18 protein-coding genes and 1 pseudogene are annotated in these 19,067 nt (G+C 62.0%); 13 read left to right on the forward strand and 6 right to left on the reverse strand.

Annotated features, from left to right (window positions below):
- Positions 1–63: 63 nt before the first annotated feature.
- The 3 genes from BM045_RS01230 to BM045_RS01240 are packed head-to-tail and all read left to right on the forward strand — an operon-like array spanning position 64 to position 3,011.
- Positions 64–999 carry a dihydrodipicolinate synthase family protein gene (locus tag BM045_RS01230; protein WP_170848320.1) on the forward strand — a complete coding sequence of 312 codons (936 nt, stop codon included), beginning with the start codon at positions 64–66 and terminating at the stop codon, positions 997–999.
- Positions 996–2,135, forward strand: a complete 1,140-nt coding sequence (locus BM045_RS01235; protein WP_092179189.1) for a mandelate racemase/muconate lactonizing enzyme family protein — start codon at positions 996–998, stop codon at positions 2,133–2,135. Before BM045_RS01230 ends, BM045_RS01235 begins: the two co-directional genes overlap by 4 nt.
- 18 nt (positions 2,136–2,153) lie before the next feature.
- Entirely contained in the window at positions 2,154–3,011 is an 858-nt protein-coding gene (locus BM045_RS01240) for an SMP-30/gluconolactonase/LRE family protein (protein ID WP_092179190.1), read from the forward strand.
- A 186-nt stretch (positions 3,012–3,197) separates the two neighbouring features.
- Here BM045_RS01240 and BM045_RS01245 read toward each other — a convergent pair whose 3' ends face one another.
- The gene (locus BM045_RS01245) at positions 3,198–4,037 is read right to left on the reverse strand and encodes an enoyl-CoA hydratase/isomerase family protein (RefSeq protein ID WP_092179191.1); all 840 of its coding nucleotides are present in this window, start codon (positions 4,035–4,037) and stop codon (positions 3,198–3,200) included.
- Between the two features lie 101 nt (positions 4,038–4,138).
- On the opposite strand from BM045_RS01245, the gene BM045_RS01250 reads away from it, so the two are divergent.
- Positions 4,139–4,498 carry a winged helix-turn-helix transcriptional regulator gene (locus BM045_RS01250; RefSeq protein ID WP_092179192.1) on the forward strand — a complete coding sequence of 120 codons (360 nt, stop codon included), beginning with the start codon at positions 4,139–4,141 and terminating at the stop codon, positions 4,496–4,498.
- Between the two features lie 229 nt (positions 4,499–4,727).
- On the opposite strand, the gene BM045_RS01255 is transcribed toward BM045_RS01250, so the two are convergent.
- On the reverse strand, positions 4,728–5,549 hold the full coding sequence (locus BM045_RS01255; RefSeq protein ID WP_092179193.1) for a LysR family transcriptional regulator: 822 nt from the start codon (positions 5,547–5,549) through the stop codon (positions 4,728–4,730).
- 5 nt (positions 5,550–5,554) lie between these two features.
- Here BM045_RS01255 and BM045_RS01260 point away from each other — a divergent pair.
- A pseudogene (locus BM045_RS01260) lies at positions 5,555–6,037 on the forward strand (SDR family oxidoreductase); the annotation flags it as partial.
- 29 nt (positions 6,038–6,066) lie between these two features.
- Positions 6,067–6,666, forward strand: a complete 600-nt coding sequence (locus BM045_RS01265) for an NADPH-dependent F420 reductase (RefSeq protein WP_092179194.1) — start codon at positions 6,067–6,069, stop codon at positions 6,664–6,666.
- Positions 6,667–6,704: 38 nt separating this feature from the next.
- On the opposite strand, the gene BM045_RS01270 is transcribed toward BM045_RS01265, so the two are convergent.
- Positions 6,705–7,493 carry an SDR family oxidoreductase gene (locus tag BM045_RS01270; RefSeq protein WP_092179195.1) on the reverse strand — a complete coding sequence of 263 codons (789 nt, stop codon included), beginning with the start codon at positions 7,491–7,493 and terminating at the stop codon, positions 6,705–6,707.
- Positions 7,490–7,819: a nuclear transport factor 2 family protein gene (locus tag BM045_RS01275; protein WP_092179196.1), complete on the reverse strand. Its 330-nt coding sequence runs from the start codon at positions 7,817–7,819 to the stop codon at positions 7,490–7,492. Before BM045_RS01275 ends, BM045_RS01270 begins: the two co-directional genes overlap by 4 nt.
- Before the next feature lie 97 nt (positions 7,820–7,916).
- On the opposite strand from BM045_RS01275, the gene BM045_RS01280 reads away from it, so the two are divergent.
- Positions 7,917–8,822 carry a LysR family transcriptional regulator gene (locus tag BM045_RS01280; RefSeq protein WP_092179197.1) on the forward strand — a complete coding sequence of 302 codons (906 nt, stop codon included), beginning with the start codon at positions 7,917–7,919 and terminating at the stop codon, positions 8,820–8,822.
- A 220-nt stretch (positions 8,823–9,042) separates the two neighbouring features.
- Here BM045_RS01280 and BM045_RS01285 read toward each other — a convergent pair whose 3' ends face one another.
- Both BM045_RS01285 and BM045_RS01290 read right to left on the reverse strand, forming a co-directional pair.
- A complete protein-coding gene (locus BM045_RS01285; protein WP_244522833.1) occupies positions 9,043–9,882 on the reverse strand; it encodes a MurR/RpiR family transcriptional regulator in 840 nt (279 codons plus the stop codon).
- 63 nt (positions 9,883–9,945) lie between these two features.
- The gene (locus tag BM045_RS01290; RefSeq protein WP_170848321.1) at positions 9,946–10,683 is read right to left on the reverse strand and encodes an HAD-IIA family hydrolase; all 738 of its coding nucleotides are present in this window, start codon (positions 10,681–10,683) and stop codon (positions 9,946–9,948) included.
- Between the two features lie 142 nt (positions 10,684–10,825).
- On the opposite strand from BM045_RS01290, the gene BM045_RS01295 reads away from it, so the two are divergent.
- The 6 genes from BM045_RS01295 to BM045_RS01320 all read left to right on the forward strand — a co-directional run bounded on the left by BM045_RS01295 (position 10,826) and on the right by BM045_RS01320 (position 18,914).
- The gene (locus tag BM045_RS01295; protein WP_170848322.1) at positions 10,826–11,683 is read left to right on the forward strand and encodes a metallophosphoesterase family protein; all 858 of its coding nucleotides are present in this window, start codon (positions 10,826–10,828) and stop codon (positions 11,681–11,683) included.
- Positions 11,676–12,599, forward strand: coding sequence for an ABC transporter permease (locus tag BM045_RS01300; protein ID WP_092179201.1), 924 nt, complete (start codon positions 11,676–11,678; stop codon positions 12,597–12,599). The genes BM045_RS01295 and BM045_RS01300 overlap by 8 nt, the downstream gene beginning before the upstream one ends.
- Positions 12,596–13,501, forward strand: coding sequence for an ABC transporter permease (locus BM045_RS01305; RefSeq protein ID WP_092179202.1), 906 nt, complete (start codon positions 12,596–12,598; stop codon positions 13,499–13,501). The genes BM045_RS01300 and BM045_RS01305 overlap by 4 nt, the downstream gene beginning before the upstream one ends.
- Positions 13,502–13,595: 94 nt before the next feature.
- Complete coding sequence (locus tag BM045_RS01310) at positions 13,596–15,143, forward strand: ABC transporter substrate-binding protein (protein ID WP_244522834.1); 1,548 nt, start codon at positions 13,596–13,598, stop codon at positions 15,141–15,143.
- A gap of 64 nt (positions 15,144–15,207) precedes the next feature.
- A complete protein-coding gene (locus tag BM045_RS01315; protein ID WP_092179203.1) occupies positions 15,208–16,929 on the forward strand; it encodes an ABC transporter ATP-binding protein in 1,722 nt (573 codons plus the stop codon).
- Positions 16,930–17,303: 374 nt separating this feature from the next.
- Positions 17,304–18,914, forward strand: a complete 1,611-nt coding sequence (locus BM045_RS01320) for a DUF6538 domain-containing protein (protein ID WP_092179204.1) — start codon at positions 17,304–17,306, stop codon at positions 18,912–18,914.
- The last annotated feature ends 153 nt before the right edge of the window (positions 18,915–19,067 follow it).

A 19,067-nucleotide genomic window follows, 5' to 3' on the forward strand; every position in this document is an offset into this window, starting at 1 on the left:
TCAATGAGGTTCGTATGTCACGAACGCAGGAGGGCGGAATTTTCACATAGTTGAGGAGCGGTCATGTCCGACGCCATTGTTAAAGTACGCGCTGCGCTCGGAGGTGTTTCGGGTGTGCCGGTGACCCCCTATCTTGCCGATGGCAGCGTGGACCATCCGGCACTTCAGGCCCTGATCTCCCGTCTGTCGCGACGCGGCGTGCATAACCTCATGGCGGCTGGCAATACGGGCGAATTCTTCGCCCTGACGCTCGATGAGATCCGCCAGGTCCATGCAACGACGATCGCGGCATCGCGTGATGGCACCAGCATTGTCAGCGCGGCGGTCGGCCGCTCGCTGGTTGAGGCCAAGGCGCTTGCGCGTGACGCGATTGATGCTGGTGCTGACGCCATTATGGGGCATCACCCGATGGACCCGTTTGCGGCGCCTGCCGCCCAGGCGCGCTACTTTCTCGAACTGGCCGAGACATCCACCGTGCCGGTGATCGCCTATGTCCGGTCCGACACGTTTTCCGTCAATGACTTCAAGCTGCTGGCCAGCCACCGGAACATTGCCGGCATCAAGTTCGCCTCGGGAAATCTGATGCTGCTGGCCGAGGCTATTCGCGCCACGGCCGATCTGCCCGCCATGTGGGTCTGTGGTCTCGCTGAAGGCTGGGCGCCGGCCTTCTATGCCATGGGAGCACGCGGCTTCACCTCGGGCCTCGTCAATGTTTTTCCCGATTTGTCGCTATCGATTCTGGCAGCACTAGAGGCCGGCGACTATGCCAAGGCCCGTGAATTGATCGCCCCGATTGCCGACTTTGAAGCGCTGAGGACAAAGTACCTCAACGGGGCCAATGTCACCGTCGTCAAGGAAGCGTTGGGCATTCTTGGTGAGGCGGTTGGCCCGGTCCGCAAGCCGGGCATGGAGACGCTCAACGACGACGAAAAGGCGGCGCTGCGTGATATCGTGAACCGCGTCAAGGCAAGCCAGCCGGGAGCCGGTATCCAGTCATGAAGATCACTGCCATCAAGTCTTATATGCAGCGCGTCGACGATCGTCCGCGCCTGCTGGTCAAGATCGAGACCGACGAGGGGATTTCGGGCTGGGGCGAGGCCTATAATCATGGACCCGACTGGGCCCTGCCGCCGATCCTCGATTACATGTTTAACTATCTCGTCGGCGAGGATCCGCGCCGCGTTGAATATCTGGTGCTCAAGCTTAACCAGCAATGCCGCTTTCCGCCTGGCGCCTTGGGTCTTGCCGCCATTTCGGTCATCGACCATGCCCTGTGGGACATTGCCGGCAAGGCGGCGGGCCTGCCGGTCTATATGCTGCTCGGCGGCAACGTGCGCGACCGGGTTAAGGTCTATTGCGGCGTCTATACCGCTCCCGATCCCGAACATGCGCTCGACCAGACCGCTGAGCTCAACCAAAAATACGGCTATACCGCCTTCAAGCTCAGCCCCTATCGGCGCGATCTGCACAATTCTCGCTGGGGTGAACTCGTCAAGGAAACAGGCGATTATTTCGGCCGCGTGCGCGAGTTGACGCCTAGCCACTTCGAATTCGCCTTCGATGCGCATGCCAAGATTTTCGAGCCGTACCAGGCCATACAATTGGCCCAAGCGATTGCCTCGCACGACCCCTATTTCTACGAAGAGCCGATCCGGCCCGAGCACATTCCTGCCTGGAAAGAGCTCAAGGCCAAGGTCACAGTGCCGCTGGCCACAGGCGAGTCGCTTTACAACCGTTTCGAATTCCTGGCCCTGCTCTCGGCGCAAGGGGCAGACATCATCCAGCCCGACATCTGCGTGGTTGGTGGCGTCAGCGAAATGCGCCGCATCGCGACCCTGGCCGAGGCCCATTATGTGACCGTCGCGCCGCACAATCCCATGGGCCCGCTGGCCACCGCGGTCAATGTTCACTTTGCTGCCGCCCAGCCTAATTTCAAGGTGCTCGAGTTCAAGCCGCATATCCACGCGCCATGGGCGATCGACCCCTATATTCCCGTCGACGGGCATATGGAGCTGCGTCCGGATCGTCCCGGTTGGGGTATCGAGATCGACGAAAAAGTGCTCGAAAGGGACGACTATATCCATTGGGAGCGCAAGGTGACGCGCAAGCCCGATGGCTCCACCGCCTATCCCTAGCATCTCTGGGAGGAGAGCATGGATTTTCGCCTGCTGCTCGAGGGGCGCTTCTCTGCCGAAGTGCCCCTCTGGGACGACCGGCGGCAATGTCTGTTTTTTGTCGAATTCACCCAGCCCGCCGTCCACCGCGTCATGCTGGACGGCACCGACCACCATATCTGGCCCATGCCCGAACTGGCCGGCAGTATCGGGCTGGGGGAAAGTGGCAGGCTGATCGTCGCTCAGCCCAAAAAATTGCTGACGCTCGACCCTGATACCGGCGAGATCAGACATATTGCCGATGTACCGGACGAGCCTGACAGCAACCGTCTCAACGACGGCAAAGTTGGCCCCGACGGAGCCTTTTGGGTGGGAAGCATGGACATGCGGCCCGAGCGGGAAAAGATCGGTTCGCTGTATCGCGTCACCGGCAAAGGCGCAGTGACCCGGGTGCTTGAGCACGACGTGGAGGTGGCAAACGGACTGGCCTGGTCCGCGGATGGACGGACACTGTATTTCTCGGATTCGCGCGGCCCGTGGGTAGATCGGTTCGATTTCGATCCCGCAACAGGCACAATCGACAACCGGCGCCGCTTCGCCGATTTCACCGAGCAATCCGGCCGCCCCGACGGTGCCGCCTGCGACAGCCTCGGCCACTACTGGAGCGCCGGCGTGTCGGCCGGCCGGCTCAACGTATTGGATTCGTCAGGGTCCATTCAACGGGTCATCCCCACGCCTGTTTCAGCACCCAGCATGCCCGCGTTTTCCGGACCCGATCTTGATATGCTGGTGGTCACCTCGCTCATTCCGTCCGTATCCACCGCTATGGACGGCGCCATTTTGATAGCCAAGGCACCAGTGGTTGGTGCTCGAATCCATCGTTGGCAAGACTTGTAGAAAAGGTCGGCCGGCGAGACGTTTTCAAAAGTGTCCGAGTTTTTAGACTTTGCTACCAGATTGGCTGCTTGCGACCCCATATCGGTCATTAGCGTTCGGAATTTTTAGGCTCTAAACCTGCCGCTCAAGGGGGAACGTTAACTTGGCGGCGTGCGGTAGATCGCGCCGCCAAGCGTTTGGTATGAATTATGGTCGTTGCGCCGCCAATTCGCGCAGCATGGCTTCGATGTTGCGTTCTACTACCGGGGTCTGTGCGCCGTTTTCCAGGCCGCCAACCAAGAGCCGCCCAGCAGCAGGTTGGGCAAAGAGACCGGCCCACGCAGTATTTTCTATCTCAAGGCCCGCTGAGTAGTCTTCGGCCGGGAGGCTTAACTTTGCTGCAGCGATGACGCCATCAGCCAGATTCGCGATGTTTTGGGCAAGAGTATCAACAAACGCGTCGATCTCATCGGCCGGCACGGCGCGGTTGATCCAGCCATAGCGCTCGGCCGTTTTCGCATCGAACAAGTCCACGCCTAGCACAATTTCCATTGCTCTATTACGGCCGACCCGATGCCGCAGATATTGCGTTCCAGCACCACCCGGGACGATGCCCATCAAGGCTTCGACTTGGCTAAGTGCCGCCTTGCCAATAGCTCCAAAGCTCATGTCAGCTGCAGCAACGAATTCCGCGCCTCCGCCTCTCGCCATTCCTTCGAGTTTTACGATCGTGACCTGTGGAAGGCGGCGCAGTCGTTCGGACAGGCTCTGGAATGGGTTCAACCCTGGCAGTGTAATCGCACCAAGCTTTTCAAAGATTTTTGCATCCTCGGCCATCGTCATGTCGACATGGGCGATAAAAAACTCGGGGTTGGCGCTGTCGAAGATAACTACCTTGACTGCCGTGTCATCTTTCACAGTGTCAAGGAAACCGGTCAGTTCGGTCATCATCTGGAGCGAAAGGACATTAACCGGCGCATTGTCGATGGTGACGCGGGCGATGCCGCCTTGGATATTCACGTGAATGGTTTGGTATGGGGCAGTCATGAAGGCTCCAGCTCTTGTGAAAAGGAAGCGCCTTAAGTATGCATCTGATACCTAGTGTCAATTACGCACTCTGACGATATCAGGGATGCTGGAGCATACCTATGGACGATGTAGACCCGCATTTCAGAGTGGATTGCCCCAGCCGGCAAATTCTCGATCAGATCGCCGACAAGTGGTCGATGATGGCTTTGTTCGTCTTGAGAGAACCGAGGCGCTTCAACGAGATCAAGCGTCGGCTTGCAGGGATTACTCAGCGGGTGCTGACGCAGACTCTCCGTAAGCTTGAACGCAATGGGATGATCACCCGCCGGGTTTTGCCTGGACCGCCGCTCGGCGTGGAATATGCCTTGACCCCGCTCGGGCAATCTCTGGAGGGGCCGTTTTCAGTTCTGTACGGCTGGACAGTTGATAATATGGAGGTCATTGGTGCGGCGCAGTCCGACTATGATGGTCGGAACTAGAACCTCGAGCGAATGAGGGTAATATCCGTCGAGTGATCTAATCGATAAGCTGACGGTCGTTTGCCAGCCAAAGGTTTTGTTTGGAAACCGACCCCCCATTGAAGTCATCTACAAGTTGAGAGCAAGTCAGAAAAGCTGCCATCCACCGCATCACTGGCCGGTGTGAGACGATCACAGACTTGCCGCAGCCTGCGTCTGTTCCTAACCAGCGTCAGTCGGGCGATATGAGCTACCCGGCGAGAAGCGGCGCATAGGCGTCAAGCCGGCGGGAAAGGAATTCAGTGAAGAGCCGCACGCGCTTGGTCTTGCGTGTCTCCCCCTGAGTGAGAAGCCAGACGGGTCCATAGAGCTGAAGGTCCATATCTGGCACCCTCTCCAATAGGGGGTCGGGATCGCCGACGAAACACGGGATCGCCGTGATGCCAATGCCCTGCCGCACTGCTGCGATCTGCGCTGCGAAGTCAGTGGTCCAGAACGGAGTGCCAGTGGTGCGAAGCTCGCCGGCGCGGGTCCAAACCGGGACGCCTTCGCCGCTGATGCCGATCCATCTGGGATCCTTCCCGCCCATTCGCCATTCGACGAGTCGAGCGCTGGACATGTAGAAGCCGCCGTAAAGCGCCGGTCCCTTGATTCCATAAAGGTTGGGCGGCAGGGTCTCGCGATCATAGACGACACGGATCGCAACATCGGCCTCCCGATTGGTCAGGTTGGCCAGCGCGCCGGACGGCAGGATTTCCATCTCGATGCCCGGATGCAGGCGGACAAAATCGGCCAAGTCCGGCATGAGCAGATGCGCAGCAAGGGGCGGCGGCAGCGTAACTCGCAGCAGCCCGCGCACGCTCTGGTCGCGCCCGAAGACGCGCGTTTCCAGTTGGAGCGATGACGCCTCCATCTGGGCGGCGAACTCGAGGACCTCCTCACCCGCGGGCGTTAGGCGGTAACCTGAAGGCAGCCGCTCGAACATATGAGTCCCCAGGCGGTCTTCGAGCTGGGCGATGCGTCGCAGCACGGTTGCGTGGTTGACGCCGAGGCGCTTGGCAGCGGCCCGCACGGAGCTTCGCCAATGCCGGCACGGGCGGTCCGCTCAAGCTCGGCCAGATCACCGCCGCGCACATCGACGAGGCCTTCGACACCAATGTGAAAGGGACCATCTTCACCGTTCAGAAGGCGCTGCCGCTGATGGGTCCGGGCGGTTCGATCATCCTGACCGGATCCAGCGCCGGCACCACGGGCGCCCCGGGCTTCAGCGCCTATGGCGCGAGCAAGGCGGCCGTGCGGAACCTGGCGCGGACCTGGGCGGAAGACCTCAAGGGAAGCGGCATCCGGGTCAATGTCCTGACGCCCGGTTCTGTGGCAACCGAGCTGGCCAGGGCTGCCCTGGGAGCGGAGGGGCTGGCGGTCTATGGCGCGATGACGGCGCTCCAGCGCATGGGCGATCCGGCGGAAGCCGGCGCGGTGGCGGCCTTTCTTGCCTCGTCGGAAAGCAGCTTCATGACCGGCAGCGAAGTCGCCGTGGATGGCGGCCTGGCGCAAGTCTGACCCGACATACTGAACCCAAGGAGAACATCATGACTTACGCAGTTATCGGCTTCGGCAGCATCGGCCAGGCGCTGGCCAAGGCATTTGCCCGCAACGGCATCGAAGTGTCCGTTGCCACGACACGCGACCCGGCAAGCTTTGCCGCCGAAGCGGCGGCGATCGGGCCGACCATCATTCCCAAAACGCTCGCGGAAGCCCTCAAGGCGGACACCATCATCCTCGCGGTTCGGTTCGAGGCGCACCCCGACATTGCCAAAGCGCTGCCCAGTTGGCAGGGCAAGACGGTCGTCGACGCGATGAACAGCAATCTGCCCCTTGAGGAGATGAACGGCCTGCTGTCCTCCGCCTTTGTCAGCCAGGCGTTCAACGGCGCCAAGCTGGTGAAGGGGTGGAACCACCTCCTGGCGGCCACGCTGGCGACTGATCCGGAGGTTGATGGCGGTCACCGGGTGGTCTTCCTGTCGAGCGACGATGCGGATGCGGTGCCGCCCGTGGCCGACTTGGCGAAGCGCCTTGGTTTCGCCCCCGTTGACCTGGGGAAGCTCGATCAAGGTGGCGCACTGGTACACGCGCGCGGCCGCGTCTGGGGCCCTTTGATCTTCAAGGACATGTTCAAGAAGGAGCAGTAACTCCCGGCGTTAGAATTCGCCCCAACGCCGGGAAGCTTTTAAACCGTTCTGATCGTGCCGCCATCGATGATGAACTCGGCGCCATGGATTGCGGTCGCGCGATCGGAGGCGAGGTAGGCGATGAGATCGGCGACCTCTTCAGGCTCCGCGCCCCGCCCGATCGGGATGCCTCCCAAGGCGTTGAGCACGGACTGACGAGCGTCCTCGGTCGTACCGCCGTTGGTAGACCGCAGCAGTTCGAGAAAGTCTGCGGTCGCTTCGGTCATGATCCAGCCAGGCGAGACCGAGTTCACGCGTACGCCCTTAGGTCCGAGCTCCTTGGAAATCGACTTGCTGTAGGTTCGCAAGGCAGCCTTTGCAGCAGCATAGCCCGTCGTCGAATCGGGCAGCGGCAGCACCGATTGGATCGAGGTGATGTGCACCACCTGACCGGTGCCCCGCTCGACCATCTGCGGGATCAGGAGCCGATCGAGCCGAACCGTCGCCAGGAGGTTAAGGTTCAGCTCGGCCAGCCAGTGATCCTCGGTCAGCGCCGCGAACCCGCCCGCCGGGGAAGCCGAGCCACCGATCACATGGGCAAGAATGTCGATGCCGCCTAGCCGCTCAAGGGCGGCCTTGGCCAATGCTTCGCCACCTTGCGTAGTGGTCAGGTCCGCTTGGACATATTCGACACCCTCGATCGGATCTTTGATCGTGCGGGCGGCCGTGATGACCCGGGCTCCGCCGGCAAGGAAGCGTTCGATGGTAGCGCGGCCCAAACCCTTAGTGCCACCGCTGACGAGGACGCGCTTGCCGGCGAACTCCTTGGAATTGACCTCGATATTCATACGGAGATCTTCAGCGTTTTGATGGCGTTCTCGGCCAGCGTGAAGCGATAGGTAAAGCGGATCGGGCTGCCCGGAAAGTTGCCGTGGCCGGGACCTTCAAGCACGATATCGCCGTTGTCGTCCGTTGCGGTCTCGGGGGTGAAGATCGCCTTAACGGGCAGCACTTCTTCGTCGAACAGCCGGCGGATCGCTGCCTGTCCCTCGAAGGTCTTGCCATTGTCGAGCAGGACGGCGTCGGGCGAGAAGGGCGTCGTCATCCCCTCAATGTCGAGGCGGGCATTTGCATCGATGAAATTGGCGATCGGCTTGGCTAGTTTCAGTGACATTGGTCATCTCCTTGTTGGTGATGACACTAACTTAGCGATGGACTTTGCCCCTGATAATCGACATAAAACGCCATAGCGTGTCACGGAGATCGGGATAATGACGCGTCATTCACTGATCGAGCTTGAAGCGGTTCTGGCCATCGTTCGGTGCGGCTCGTTCCGTGCGGCATCTGTTGAACTCGGCATGTCGACAACTGCCATCAGCAACGCGGTGGGTAAACTCGAACGCGAGCTTGATGTGCGGCTATTCAACCGCACCACCCGCAGCGTATCGCTCACCTATGCGGGGCGGATCTTTGTCGCTCAGATCAAACCAGCGCTGGAGGACATCCAGAAGGCGATGAACACGGCGCGCGCCCAGCAGGAAACGCCCTCCGGCACCTTGCGTATCAATGCCTTTGCGACGGCAGCGCGTGAGATCATGTCGCCCTTGGTCCTGACTTACCTCCAGCGCTATCCGCAAGTTCACATCGACATCGTCACCGAAGGACGGCTTGTTGACGTCGTGGCAGCGGGCTTTGATCTGGGCGTTCGAAGCGCGGATTTGGTGCCAAGCGACGCGATCGCCATACCGCTGGGCCAGACGAGAAGTATCGCGGTCGTCGCGTCTCCCACCTTTTTCAAGGATAGGGCCATCCCCCAAGTGCCGCAGGATCTGCTATCTCATCCCTGCGTTCGCGGGCGGCTTCCTGACGGTGCGCTGCTTCGATGGCGGTTCGTTAAGGACGGAGAAGAGGTGCAACTCGACGTTGACGGTCAGATCACGCTCGACGAGGCATCGCTGGCGCGGATCGCGATCATCAATGGCGTGGGGATCGGCTATCTGATGGAGGCCGACGTCCAGGAGGACATCGCTGCTGGACGCCTTGTGCGCATTCTCGAAGACTGGACGCCGCCGCTCGATCCGCTGTGCCTCTACTATTATAATCGCCGCAATTCCTCAGCCGCCTTCCAGGCCTTTATTGCACTCGCGCGTGATTTCACCGCAGGAAAGCTCGCGTAGCATCCTACGCAGTCAAAGGTGCGCTGTGCCGCGGTTATCTGGCCTTCGGAACGTCTGCTATGGCAGCGGCCCGTCGTCAGACCGGACAGTCCGGAATCCACCCAGCTCGGAAGGTACGCAAAACGACATGCTACTTTGATCAGTCAGGGTATTCCCTTGGCGTCCGAGCCTGGCAGACATAGACCCGCGTCGCCACAATCAGACGTTGGGCTGACGAACCCTACACTCGCTTGACCGACAGCACGTCGAAAGTTTTGTCGATGGTGTCCAGGGCACGATCATAGTCTGCGAGGGCCAGTGCGGCGATCAGCGTGTCGATAACGGCGAGCTGGGCGATGCGGCTGGTCATCGCTTCAGTGCGGAACTGGGTTTCGCGCGCCAGAGTGTGAAGCACGATATCGGTATGGGCCAGGAGCGGCGAGCGACCGAAATTGGTGACGGCGATGGTGGTGGCGCCGGCCTCCTTGGCCAGCTTGGTGGCGGTCAGCGTCTCGATAGTCGAGCCGGAATGCGAAATGGTCAGCACGGCGACCTCGGGGTCGCAAAGCGAGCCGGTGATCGCCATCACATGGCTGTCGACGCTGACCCGTGCATTGAGCCCGATCCGCAGCAGGCGATACATGGCATCCTCGGCGATCGGCGCGGCCGAACCGATGCCGAACACTTCAACGCGCTTGGCAGCGCGGATGGCGGTTACCGCACGGGCCAATTGCGCCAGGTCCAGCGCATTGCGCGTATCCTGCAGTGCCTGCAGACCCCCGCCGAAGATTTTTGAGACCACATCGGCGAGGCCATCGCTGGCATTGAGGTCCTCGTGGATGAACTGGACCGGCTGCACCAGGTCGCGCGCCAGGGCCATTTTGATCTGCTGGAAGCCGCGCGCGCCGAGCTGCTGGCAGAGGCCGACGACGCTGCCTTCACTCGAACTGGTGCGTTCGGCAACCTCGGTCACCGACATATGCACCACATCGGCGGCATGTTCGGCGATGAAATCGGCAATGCGGCCAGCGGTGGGGGCTAGGTCCGCGCGAATGGCGGAGATGCGATCGAGCACGTTCATCAGGCGCTCTTTCTGTTTCGGCTCTGCCATTCGGGAACCCGTTTCATCATGAAATTCCGGCTATTAGATCTCGGTCGTGACGGTTTCGCGAAGCAGGTCGGGCAGTTTTCCCGGCACGACCTGCCAGAAGGGCACGCCAAGGCCTGAGGCGCCGGCGCCGTCGGTGCGGGGATTGTCGCCGATCACCACGCAATGCTCGGGCGCAATGCCGATGCTCCGGCAGGCATGGCGAAACAGTTCGGGTTGCGGCTTGCCGATGACGCGATGCGGCACGGGGCCGGTCACTGCAAACAGCGCTGCGGCCAGGGCGCCGGCCTCCGGCACCAGATAGCCGTCGGCACCCGGATGGCTGAGATCGGGCGCGGCAACCAGCACGTCGGCGCCGTCTCGCACGGCTCGGGCGGCCATGGCCAGCTTGGCATAGGTGAACTGCCGGTCACGGGCGACGATCACCACCTGCGCATTCCGCTCGACCAGCTCGAAACCCATATTGCGCGCCATGCGGCGCAGGGCAGGGGAGCCGAGCAGCACAAGCCGTGACCCCGGATACCGTTCCGCTGCGGCCTCCAGCGCCGTAACGCCGGCCAGAACAATGCGCTCAGGCGGCAGCGGCAGCCGCCATTCGCGGAAGCGGCGGGCCAATTGGTCGGGCGTATGCTCGCTATCGTTGGAGACGATGGCAAAGCGGTCCGCGGTTGCGGCCAGCAGGTCCCTCGCACCCGGCAGCAGGTGCAAGCCAGAGGCCAAAGTACCATCGAGATCGATGAGAAACCCCCGGTGGGCGGCGAAATTGAACGACACGCTAAGCACTCCTTGCATGGTGTGAAAGTGCGTTGAGATAGTCTCAGTGTCAAGTCGTATAAAAAATGAGATGTGTTCATATGGCTGTCACAGAGGCTGACTATTGATGCCGCCAACGACACCCACCGCCGAGGACAGCGCCATGAAGATCGCCATCATCACCGACATCCATCACGGTCCGAAATCACATACCAAGGAGACGGGCTGGGATGGCATGGCGACCATGGAAGCCTTTGTCGAGCATGCCAATGCCATTGGTGCCGACCTGCTGCTCGACTTAGGCGACCATATCTCGGACACCGACTACGCAACCGACGTTCGCGCCGCCACCGAAGTCGCCAATACGCTGGCCCAGTTCAAGGGGCCGCGCTACCACGTCGTCGGCAATCATGACGTGACCAACCTGTCGATCGGCGACAATGAAGAAATTTTCGGCCAGTCGATGCAGAGCCAGGTGTTCGACCTGGGTGCTGCCCGGCTGATCCTCTGGCAGCCCGGCGTTAATATCGGCCTGCCCGGCGGCTTCGCGCCCACCACCGATGCGCTTCCCTGGCTGGTCGAAACCCTCAAGGCCGACAGCAAGCCGGCCATCATCGCTACCCACGTACCCCTGTCCGGCCATAGCCAGATCGGCAATTTCTACTTCGAGAACAATGCCGAATATTCCACCTATCCTGACCACGCCGCTGTACGTCGGGCCGTCGAGGCAACCGGCAATGCCGCCATGTGGCTGGCCGGCCATGTGCACTGGAACACGGTGACCCCGGTTGGCGGCATCCACCATGTCACCATCCAGTCGATGTCGGAACGCTTCACCACTGCGCCGGTCTCGGCCAATGCCTTTGCCGTGCTCGACATCAACGACGGCGTGGCCCAGCTCGAGGTGCTTGGCAATGATCCGTTCGGCGCCCGCATACAGTTCCGCCGCTCGGCCGATCGCGCCTGGCTGGCCCCGATGGGTCCCTTCGCACAATCGCTGCCCGAGCTTGAAAATGCTTGATCAACTAGCCCGCCGCACCCTGGGGGCGATCGCGACGCTCGGCGTCGTCATCGTCGCCGTGTTCTTCGCGACCCGCCTGTCAGGCAATGCGGCGGACTATCTGCTGCCGCCTGGCATCGACGCCAATACCAAGGCGCTGATGGTCACGCGCATGGGGCTGGACCAGCCCCTGCTGCTGCAGTTCTGGCACTATCTGCAAGGCCTGTTCAGCGGCGACATGGGCACGAGCCTCTTCGAACGACGTCCGGTGCTCGATATCTATGCCGAGCGACTACCCAATACGCTGATGCTGTTTGCCTATGCCCTGGGTCTGGCCGTGGTGCTTGGCCTGCCACTGGGCCTCGCGGCCGCCTTGAACCGTGGCAATGCCCTGGGCGCCGCGATCAGCAGCATCGCCTTCGTCGGCTATGCAACGCCCAATTTCGTGCTGGCGATCATCATAATCCTGGTCTTCTCGTTCAACCTGCACTGGCTGCCCAGTTCCGGCTCGATGAGCCCGATCCACTTCCTGATGCCATCCATTGTGCTGGCCGCGCCCATGCTGGCCGAGATCATCCGTTTCACCCGCAACGCCATGCTCGACGTGCTGGGCAAGGACTATCTGCGCACCGCCCGCGCCAAGGGCCTGCCCGAGCATCTGGTGGTGGGCAAGCATGCCCTGCGCAATGCCGCCATCCCGGTGGTGACCATCATTGGCCTGCAGGTCGCCGGAATGGTGGCACGCGTCGTCATCGTCGAGAGCGTCTTCGCCACCAAGGGCATTGGTGACCTCGTGGTCTTTGCAGCCATCGGCCGCGACTATCCGGTGCTGCAGTTAGGGGTGATCCTGATTGCCCTGATCGTCGTTAGCTCCTCGCTCATCGTCGACTTCGCCTACGCCGCTCTCGATCCTCGCGTGAAAGTTGCAGCATCATGACCGAGCTGACCGCCACAATCGCCCCGACGCTGGCGCCGACCCGCAAGGGCAAGCCGAGCCTGTTCGCCACCCTCTGGTCGCGCGCCAATCTGTTTACCCGCATCAATCTGGGCGCCTTCGCGCTGGTACTGATCGTGGCCGCCACGGCGCATTGGATCGCCCCCTTCGATCCCGATGCGCAAAAGCTCCTCGCCCGGCTCAAGCCGCCAATGGGTTTTGCCGGCGCCAATGGCACCAATATCCTGGGCACCGACCAGCTCGGCCGGGACCTCCTGAGCCGCACGCTCCATGGCCTGCAGCTGACCATGGCGATCGCGCTGATCGGCTCGCTGATCAGTCTGGTGCTTGGCACCACGCTGGGTGTCGTCGCCGGCTATGCCCGTGGCTGGTTTGGCGGCTTCATCATGGCCGTGGTGGATATCCAGCTCGCCATTCCCTTCACCCTGATTGCCCTCGTGGTGATTGCCGTCTTCGGCAATTCGCTGCCGGTGCTGATCATCACCATCGGCCTGGCCGGCTGGGAAGTCTACGCCCGCATTGTCCGCGCCCAGGTGCTGGCCACGTCGCGCATGCCCTTCGTCGAAGCGGCCGTGGCGGCCGGCGCCAAGCATGATCGCATCCTCTTCAAGCACATCCTGCCCAACATCGTCTCGCCGATCATCGTGGTCTGGACCATGACCTTTTCGGCGCTGATCCTGGCAGAATCCTCGCTCTCTTTCCTCGGCCTCGGGGTGCAGCCGCCAACGGCAACCCTGGGCTCCATGGTCGGCCTCGGTCGCGACTACCTGGCCTCGACGCCCTGGATCGCTCTCGTGCCGGCCATCGCCATCATGTTCGTTTCGCTCCAGGTCCTGCTGATAGGCGACTGGCTGCGCGACGCGCTCGATATCCGCCTCAAGTAAGACCCCGGCGCCATGGCGCCGGCCCCAAATCCCCTTTCATTCGATGTCCTCCCGACACCGAACCCTTGCGCCTGCCTTTCAAAGGACCAGACAGATGATCAAGACGCTACTTTCGACACTCGCCCTCAGCACCATGCTGATCTCGGCCGCTTCCGCCCAGTCGCTCACCGTCGGCGTGCAGAACCTGCCGCCCTGGCTCGATCCGGGCAAGGATTTCGGCAACCAGGGCAGCCAGATCTATTTCAACAGCTTCGATCCGCTGATCCTCAAGGACTATTCGCAGGCCGGCGCCAGCTTCAAGCCGGGCCTTGCCACCGCCTGGGAAAGCCTGTCGCCGACCGAATTCCAGGTCACCCTGCGCGAGGGCGTGAAATTCCAGAACGGCGACGCGATGACCGCCGATGACGTGGTGTTCTCCTTCGAACGAATCCTGCAGGACATGACGCCTGAATTTGCCGGCATTCACCGCCAGTTCTTCGACAATTTTGCCAAGGTCGAAAAGCTCGACGAAACCACGGTCAAGTTCACCACCACCAAGCCCGAGCCGCTGTTCGAGATCCTGCTCAACACGTCGGAAGCGTCGATCGTGCCGAAGAACTACATCGCCGGCCTGTCGGGCGACACCGCCGCGGTGGAGCCGTCAGATTTCGACGCCTTCATGCTCAAGCCCGTCGGCACCGGTCCCTACGCCATCTCCTCTTTCCAGCCCGGCGAAAACCTGGTCTGGACCCGTTTCGACGGCTATTGGGGTGACCAGGCCCCGATGGAAACCGTCACCCTGCGCCGCATCCCGGAGCTGGCCACCCGCGTCACCGCTCTCGCGAATGGCGAAGTCGACCTGATCACCAATGTGCCGCCTGACCAGCTGGCGACCATCGAAGGCAATTCGGCGCTCAAGGTCGTGGGCAATGTGACGCCGCTGTTCCACATCATCTTCTTCAACACCCGAAATCCCTCGATGGCCAATCCCAAGCTGCGCCAGGCGCTCAGCATGGGCATTGACCGCAACCTGCTCAACGAAGCCCTGTGGGGCAATGACGCGCTGGTGCCCAACACCCATAGCTATGCCCAGTATGGCGCGCTGAACGACACGACGAGCGAGACCTTTGAATATAACCCCGAACAGGCCAAGGCCTTGCTGGCCGAGGCCGGGTATGACGGCTCGACCATCCGCTTCGATACCGACCCGGTCTATTACACCAATGGTCTGCTCGCAGCCCAGGCGATCCAGGAAATGTGGGCCGAGATCGGCGTCAAGGCCGAGATCAACGTGACCACCAAATGGACCGGCCCCGATGCCGACATGCAGGTGCGCAACTGGTCCAACCCGATGTATTTCGCCGATCCGGCCGGCTCGTTCGGCGTGATGTGGTCGCCTAAGGGTTCGGGCACCGAAATGGCATGGTCGCCCAACGAAGCCTATCCGGCCCTTTGGGACAAGTTCCGCTATTCGACCGACCTGGCCGTGCGGCAGGAGGCCTATGGCGAGATCATGGCCTATGTGAAGCAGGAAATGCCCTTCGTGGTGCTCTATCAGCCCTATGAAAGCTACGGCATGCGCCAGGGCGTCAACTGGGCGCCGCTGCCTGGCCACATCCCCTATGTGCTCGACTTCCGCGCCGGTTCCGTCACCGTCGAATAATGCGCTCACCCGGGCCGGCACTCTCTGCGCCGGCCCGGACTTTTCCCGTAAGAAAGGACCGGCCATGTCTGCCAATGCTTTGCTCGTCATCGAGAACCTCTCCATCAGCTTCGGCCGTGGCGACAAGGCCAGGCGTGTCGTGGAAGGGCTGGATTTTTCCGTCGCCCCCGGTGAATGCGTCGCCGTAGTCGGCGAATCCGGCTCGGGCAAATCGGTCACGGCCTTTTCGGTCCTCGGTCTCACCGGTTTCAACGGCGGGACCATCGAAACCGGGTCGATCAATTTCCGCCGCCGCGACGGCAGCGTGGTCGACCTGGCCAGGGCCGACGAGCGCCTGATGCAGTCGAGCCGCGGCGACGAAATTGCTATGGTGTTCCAGGAGCCGATGACGGCGCTGAACCCGGTTTTCACCGTCGGCGAGCAGATCGCCGAGGTGCTCCGCCAGCACCGCGGCATGGATCGCCAGCAGGCCGCTGCCAGGGCACTCGAGTTGATCACCCGCGTGCAGATCAGCGATCCGGCGCGCCGCTTCACCCAATATCCGCATGAGCTCTCCGGCGGCATGCGCCAGCGCGTGGTCATCGCCATGGCACTGGCCTGTTCACCGCGCCTGCTGGTTGCCGACGAGCCGACCACAGCGCTCGACGTCACCATCCAGGCACAGGTGCTCGACCTGATGCGCGATCTCGCCCGCGAAGAAGGCATGGCGCTGCTGTTCATCACCCATGACATGGGCGTCGTCGCCGAAATGGCCGACCGCGTCGTGGTCATGCGAAAGGGCCGCAAGGTCGAGGAGCAGGCTGTCGCAAAACTGTTCGCCCAGCCGCGGGAGACCTATACCAGGGCGCTGCTCAACGCCGTGCCGAAACTCGGCTCGATGGCCGGTACGGTCGGTCCACTGGCCTTTGGCGCCGATCCGAAAACCGCCCGACCGGCCCCGACAGTCAATGCGCCATTGCTCGAGGTGAAAAACCTCTCGACCTGGTTCCCCATCTACAAGGGCCTGCTCAAGCGCCATGTCGGCGATGTGAAGGCCGTCGACGATGTGAGCTTTTCCATTGGTCGCGGCGAGACGCTGTCGCTGGTGGGAGAATCCGGTTCCGGCAAGTCCACCACCGGCCGCTCCATCCTGCGCCTGGCCAAGCCGCATGCCGGACAGGTGCTGCTTGAGGGTCAGGACGTGCTCAAGCTCGACCGCGAGGCGATGCGGGCCAAGCGGCGCGACATGCAGATCGTGTTCCAGGACCCCTATGCCGCGCTCGATCCGCGGCTCGATGCCTTCGAGCAGATCGTCGAGCCCCTGGTGATCCATGGCGTCGACAAGGGCAGCGCGCTGCGCGACCGGGCCGTGGAACTGGTGCGCCGCGTTGGTCTGGAAGAGGAGCATCTCGACCGCTATCCGCACGAATTTTCCGGCGGCCAGCGCCAGCGCCTCTGCATCGCCCGTGCGCTCAGCCTCTCGCCCAAGCTGATCATCGCCGATGAATCGGTCTCGGCGCTCGACGTCTCGATCCAGGCGCAGGTGGTCAACCTGCTGATCGAGCTGCAGCAGGAACTGGGTCTTTCCTATCTGTTCATCAGCCATGATATGGGGGTGGTCGAACGCATCAGCCATCGCGTCGCGGTGATGCAGTATGGTCGCATCGTCGAGATGGGCACGCGCGCCCAGATCTTCGAAGCCCCCAGTCAGGCCTATACGCGCGCACTGATCGCTGCCGTTCCCGTAGCAGATCCCACTCGTGGGCATTACCAATCGACAAAAACCAAGGAGTTGATCCCGGCCTGACGCCTGGTCCCGACACAATTTGTATATCGATGGCGACGGCTGGCATTTTGCCAACAACTGTCTGCTAATCTATAGCCGGGCTCTAAACCCGCCAGTCTCCTTTCCACCCCATTTCAGACCCACCGGATAGTGTTCACCGGAAGCAGGGCAGGGCGCAGTGGCGTACCCCGCCCTTGGCGTTATAAGATGGAGAATGTTGGACATGAGGTCGTCTCCCTCCGCCATTTCTGCACGAAACCTGCAGAAACACTGGAAGAACCCGGAAATCAAGGACTCGTTAGGCCGCCCCTGGTACAAAGAGGTGGTACAAAATGGTTCTCCAGCTGACACGTGCGACCAAGCGGAAGAGCGGCGTCTACTAATTCCGAAAGGGCGTGCCGGAATCGCTGCACGCCCTCGTCGGCAAGCGCGAGGTCAAGATCAGCCTCGGCACTAAGGACCCGATCGAGGCCAAGAAGATGCTCTCCATCGTCTCGGCCGAGGCCGATGCTGAATGGGCCCGTCTGATCGAAACGCCCGGCCGTCCCCATGACGTGCTGACCCGCGAGCAGATCGTCGCCCTGTCCGGCGAGCTCTACCACGACCTGCTGAAGGAGCACGGCTCCGATCCCGGCGAACCCTGGCAATGGGCGGCCAAGCTGAGCGACATCCAGCGGGCCCTGCCCGAGCGCATGCGGACCGGCAGGCTGCCCACCACCTTCTTCCAGGGGTGGTTCTTCGAGATCGGCACCCAGTCCCAGTACTTCGTCGGAGAGCAGATCGATCGGCTGCTCGACCGCAAGGGCCTCAACGTCGACTGGGAGACGCGCATCAAGCTCTGCATGGCCGGCGCGACCGCCGTCGCCCAAGCCTACCGCGAGCTTGAGAAGCGCGCCAACGACGACTTCCGTCCCTATCCCGATGCCCAGCGCTTCCCCGATTGGAAGAACGTGGAACGCACCGAGCCGCTTCTCTGGAGGGAGGCCTACGCCCTCTACGAGGCCGAGAACGAGCCCGCACCGGCAAGCGTCAAGCGGCAGAAGGGGTCGCTGGCCTCATTCTTCGAATTCCAGGGCCACGACGACATGATGCGCGTGACCCATGACGACGTGCAGAGATGGGTCGCCCATCGTCTCAACAAGGTCGCAGGACGCACCGTCCGCTATGCCGACGTAGCCCACCCCCGCACCCTGTTCATCTATGCCAAGGGCAAGAGGCTCATCGACCACGTGCCTTTCGAGGGCGTCAAGGTGCGGTACAAGGAGAAGCCGAAGCTCCGCGAACGCGAATTCACGCTCGCCGAGGCGGAGCGGATCCTCACGGCATCCCTCGTGGAGCCGCCCCGGCGCATGTCCATCGAAGGTGCCGCCGCACGCAGATGGGTGCCTTGGTTGTGCGCCTATTCCGGCGCCAGGGTGAACGAGATCACCCAGGCCCGCGCGCTCGACGTGACGGAGGTCAAGTCGCAGAACGGGCAGCTCGTCTGGTGCATCAACATCACGCCCGAGGCAGGCAGGGTCAAGACGAACAAGGCCAGATCCGTCCCGCTCCATCCCCATCTGATCGAGCAGGGCTTCCTCGACTACGTCGAGAGCCGCAAGGGCAAGCACCTGTTCTACGATCCCAAGCGTCGACGCGGCGGATCGGATGCCAACCCGCAGTACAAGAAGGTCGGCGAGCGCCTGGCCGCCTGGGTCAGGTCGGCGGCGATCAGCGTGACCGATGTTGGCGTCGATCCCAACCACGGCTGGCGCCATCTGTTTCGCTCGGCCACGCTGGAACGAGCGTGGCGCAAAAGTATGGCCATGCCTGGCCCGAGATCGGGCTCGCCGCCATTTCCAAGATGCCGGCCCATCGACTTGGAGGTCTGGCATGAGCGGGAACATGGTCGTTATCCTGGCGTCGGCGCCGCCACGCTCGAGGGCGATACCTATCTGCACCAGTTCTATACACGTTCCGATCCGGACGTCTCTGGTCGGACAACGGTGCCGGTGCTCTGGGACTGACAGCACCGGCGCATCGTCAACAACGAATCCTCCGAAATCCTTCGGTTGCTGAGCTCGAGTTTTTCTTCGCGCTGCGGCCGATGTCTGCCTGTGCTCCCACACCTATGCAGAAAATCCGCTTTCGCCACCGGTGGTGACGAGCGCGCAATGTCC

It is taken from the genome of Devosia sp. YR412 (assembly GCF_900110945.1).
In the GTDB taxonomy this organism is placed as follows: Bacteria; Pseudomonadota; Alphaproteobacteria; order Rhizobiales; family Devosiaceae; genus Devosia.

Bases quoted from the DNA above. Each gene is read 5' to 3' on its own strand.
- BM045_RS01230 (WP_170848320.1), top strand. From the start codon at position 64: ATGTCCGACGCCATTGTTAAAGTACGCGCTGCGCTCGGAGGTGTTTCG.
- BM045_RS01235 (WP_092179189.1), top strand. From the start codon at position 996: ATGAAGATCACTGCCATCAAGTCTTATATGCAGCGCGTCGACGATCGT.
- BM045_RS01240 (WP_092179190.1), top strand. From the start codon at position 2,154: ATGGATTTTCGCCTGCTGCTCGAGGGGCGCTTCTCTGCCGAAGTGCCC.
- BM045_RS01245 (WP_092179191.1), bottom strand. From the start codon at position 4,037: ATGACTGCCCCATACCAAACCATTCACGTGAATATCCAAGGCGGCATC.
- BM045_RS01250 (WP_092179192.1), top strand. From the start codon at position 4,139: ATGGACGATGTAGACCCGCATTTCAGAGTGGATTGCCCCAGCCGGCAA.
- BM045_RS01265 (WP_092179194.1), top strand. From the start codon at position 6,067: ATGACTTACGCAGTTATCGGCTTCGGCAGCATCGGCCAGGCGCTGGCC.
- BM045_RS01270 (WP_092179195.1), bottom strand. From the start codon at position 7,493: ATGAATATCGAGGTCAATTCCAAGGAGTTCGCCGGCAAGCGCGTCCTC.
- BM045_RS01275 (WP_092179196.1), bottom strand. From the start codon at position 7,819: ATGTCACTGAAACTAGCCAAGCCGATCGCCAATTTCATCGATGCAAAT.
- BM045_RS01280 (WP_092179197.1), top strand. From the start codon at position 7,917: ATGACGCGTCATTCACTGATCGAGCTTGAAGCGGTTCTGGCCATCGTT.
- BM045_RS01285 (WP_244522833.1), bottom strand. From the start codon at position 9,882: ATGAACGTGCTCGATCGCATCTCCGCCATTCGCGCGGACCTAGCCCCC.
- BM045_RS01295 (WP_170848322.1), top strand. From the start codon at position 10,826: ATGAAGATCGCCATCATCACCGACATCCATCACGGTCCGAAATCACAT.
- BM045_RS01300 (WP_092179201.1), top strand. From the start codon at position 11,676: ATGCTTGATCAACTAGCCCGCCGCACCCTGGGGGCGATCGCGACGCTC.
- BM045_RS01305 (WP_092179202.1), top strand. From the start codon at position 12,596: ATGACCGAGCTGACCGCCACAATCGCCCCGACGCTGGCGCCGACCCGC.
- BM045_RS01310 (WP_244522834.1), top strand. From the start codon at position 13,596: ATGATCAAGACGCTACTTTCGACACTCGCCCTCAGCACCATGCTGATC.
- BM045_RS01315 (WP_092179203.1), top strand. From the start codon at position 15,208: ATGTCTGCCAATGCTTTGCTCGTCATCGAGAACCTCTCCATCAGCTTC.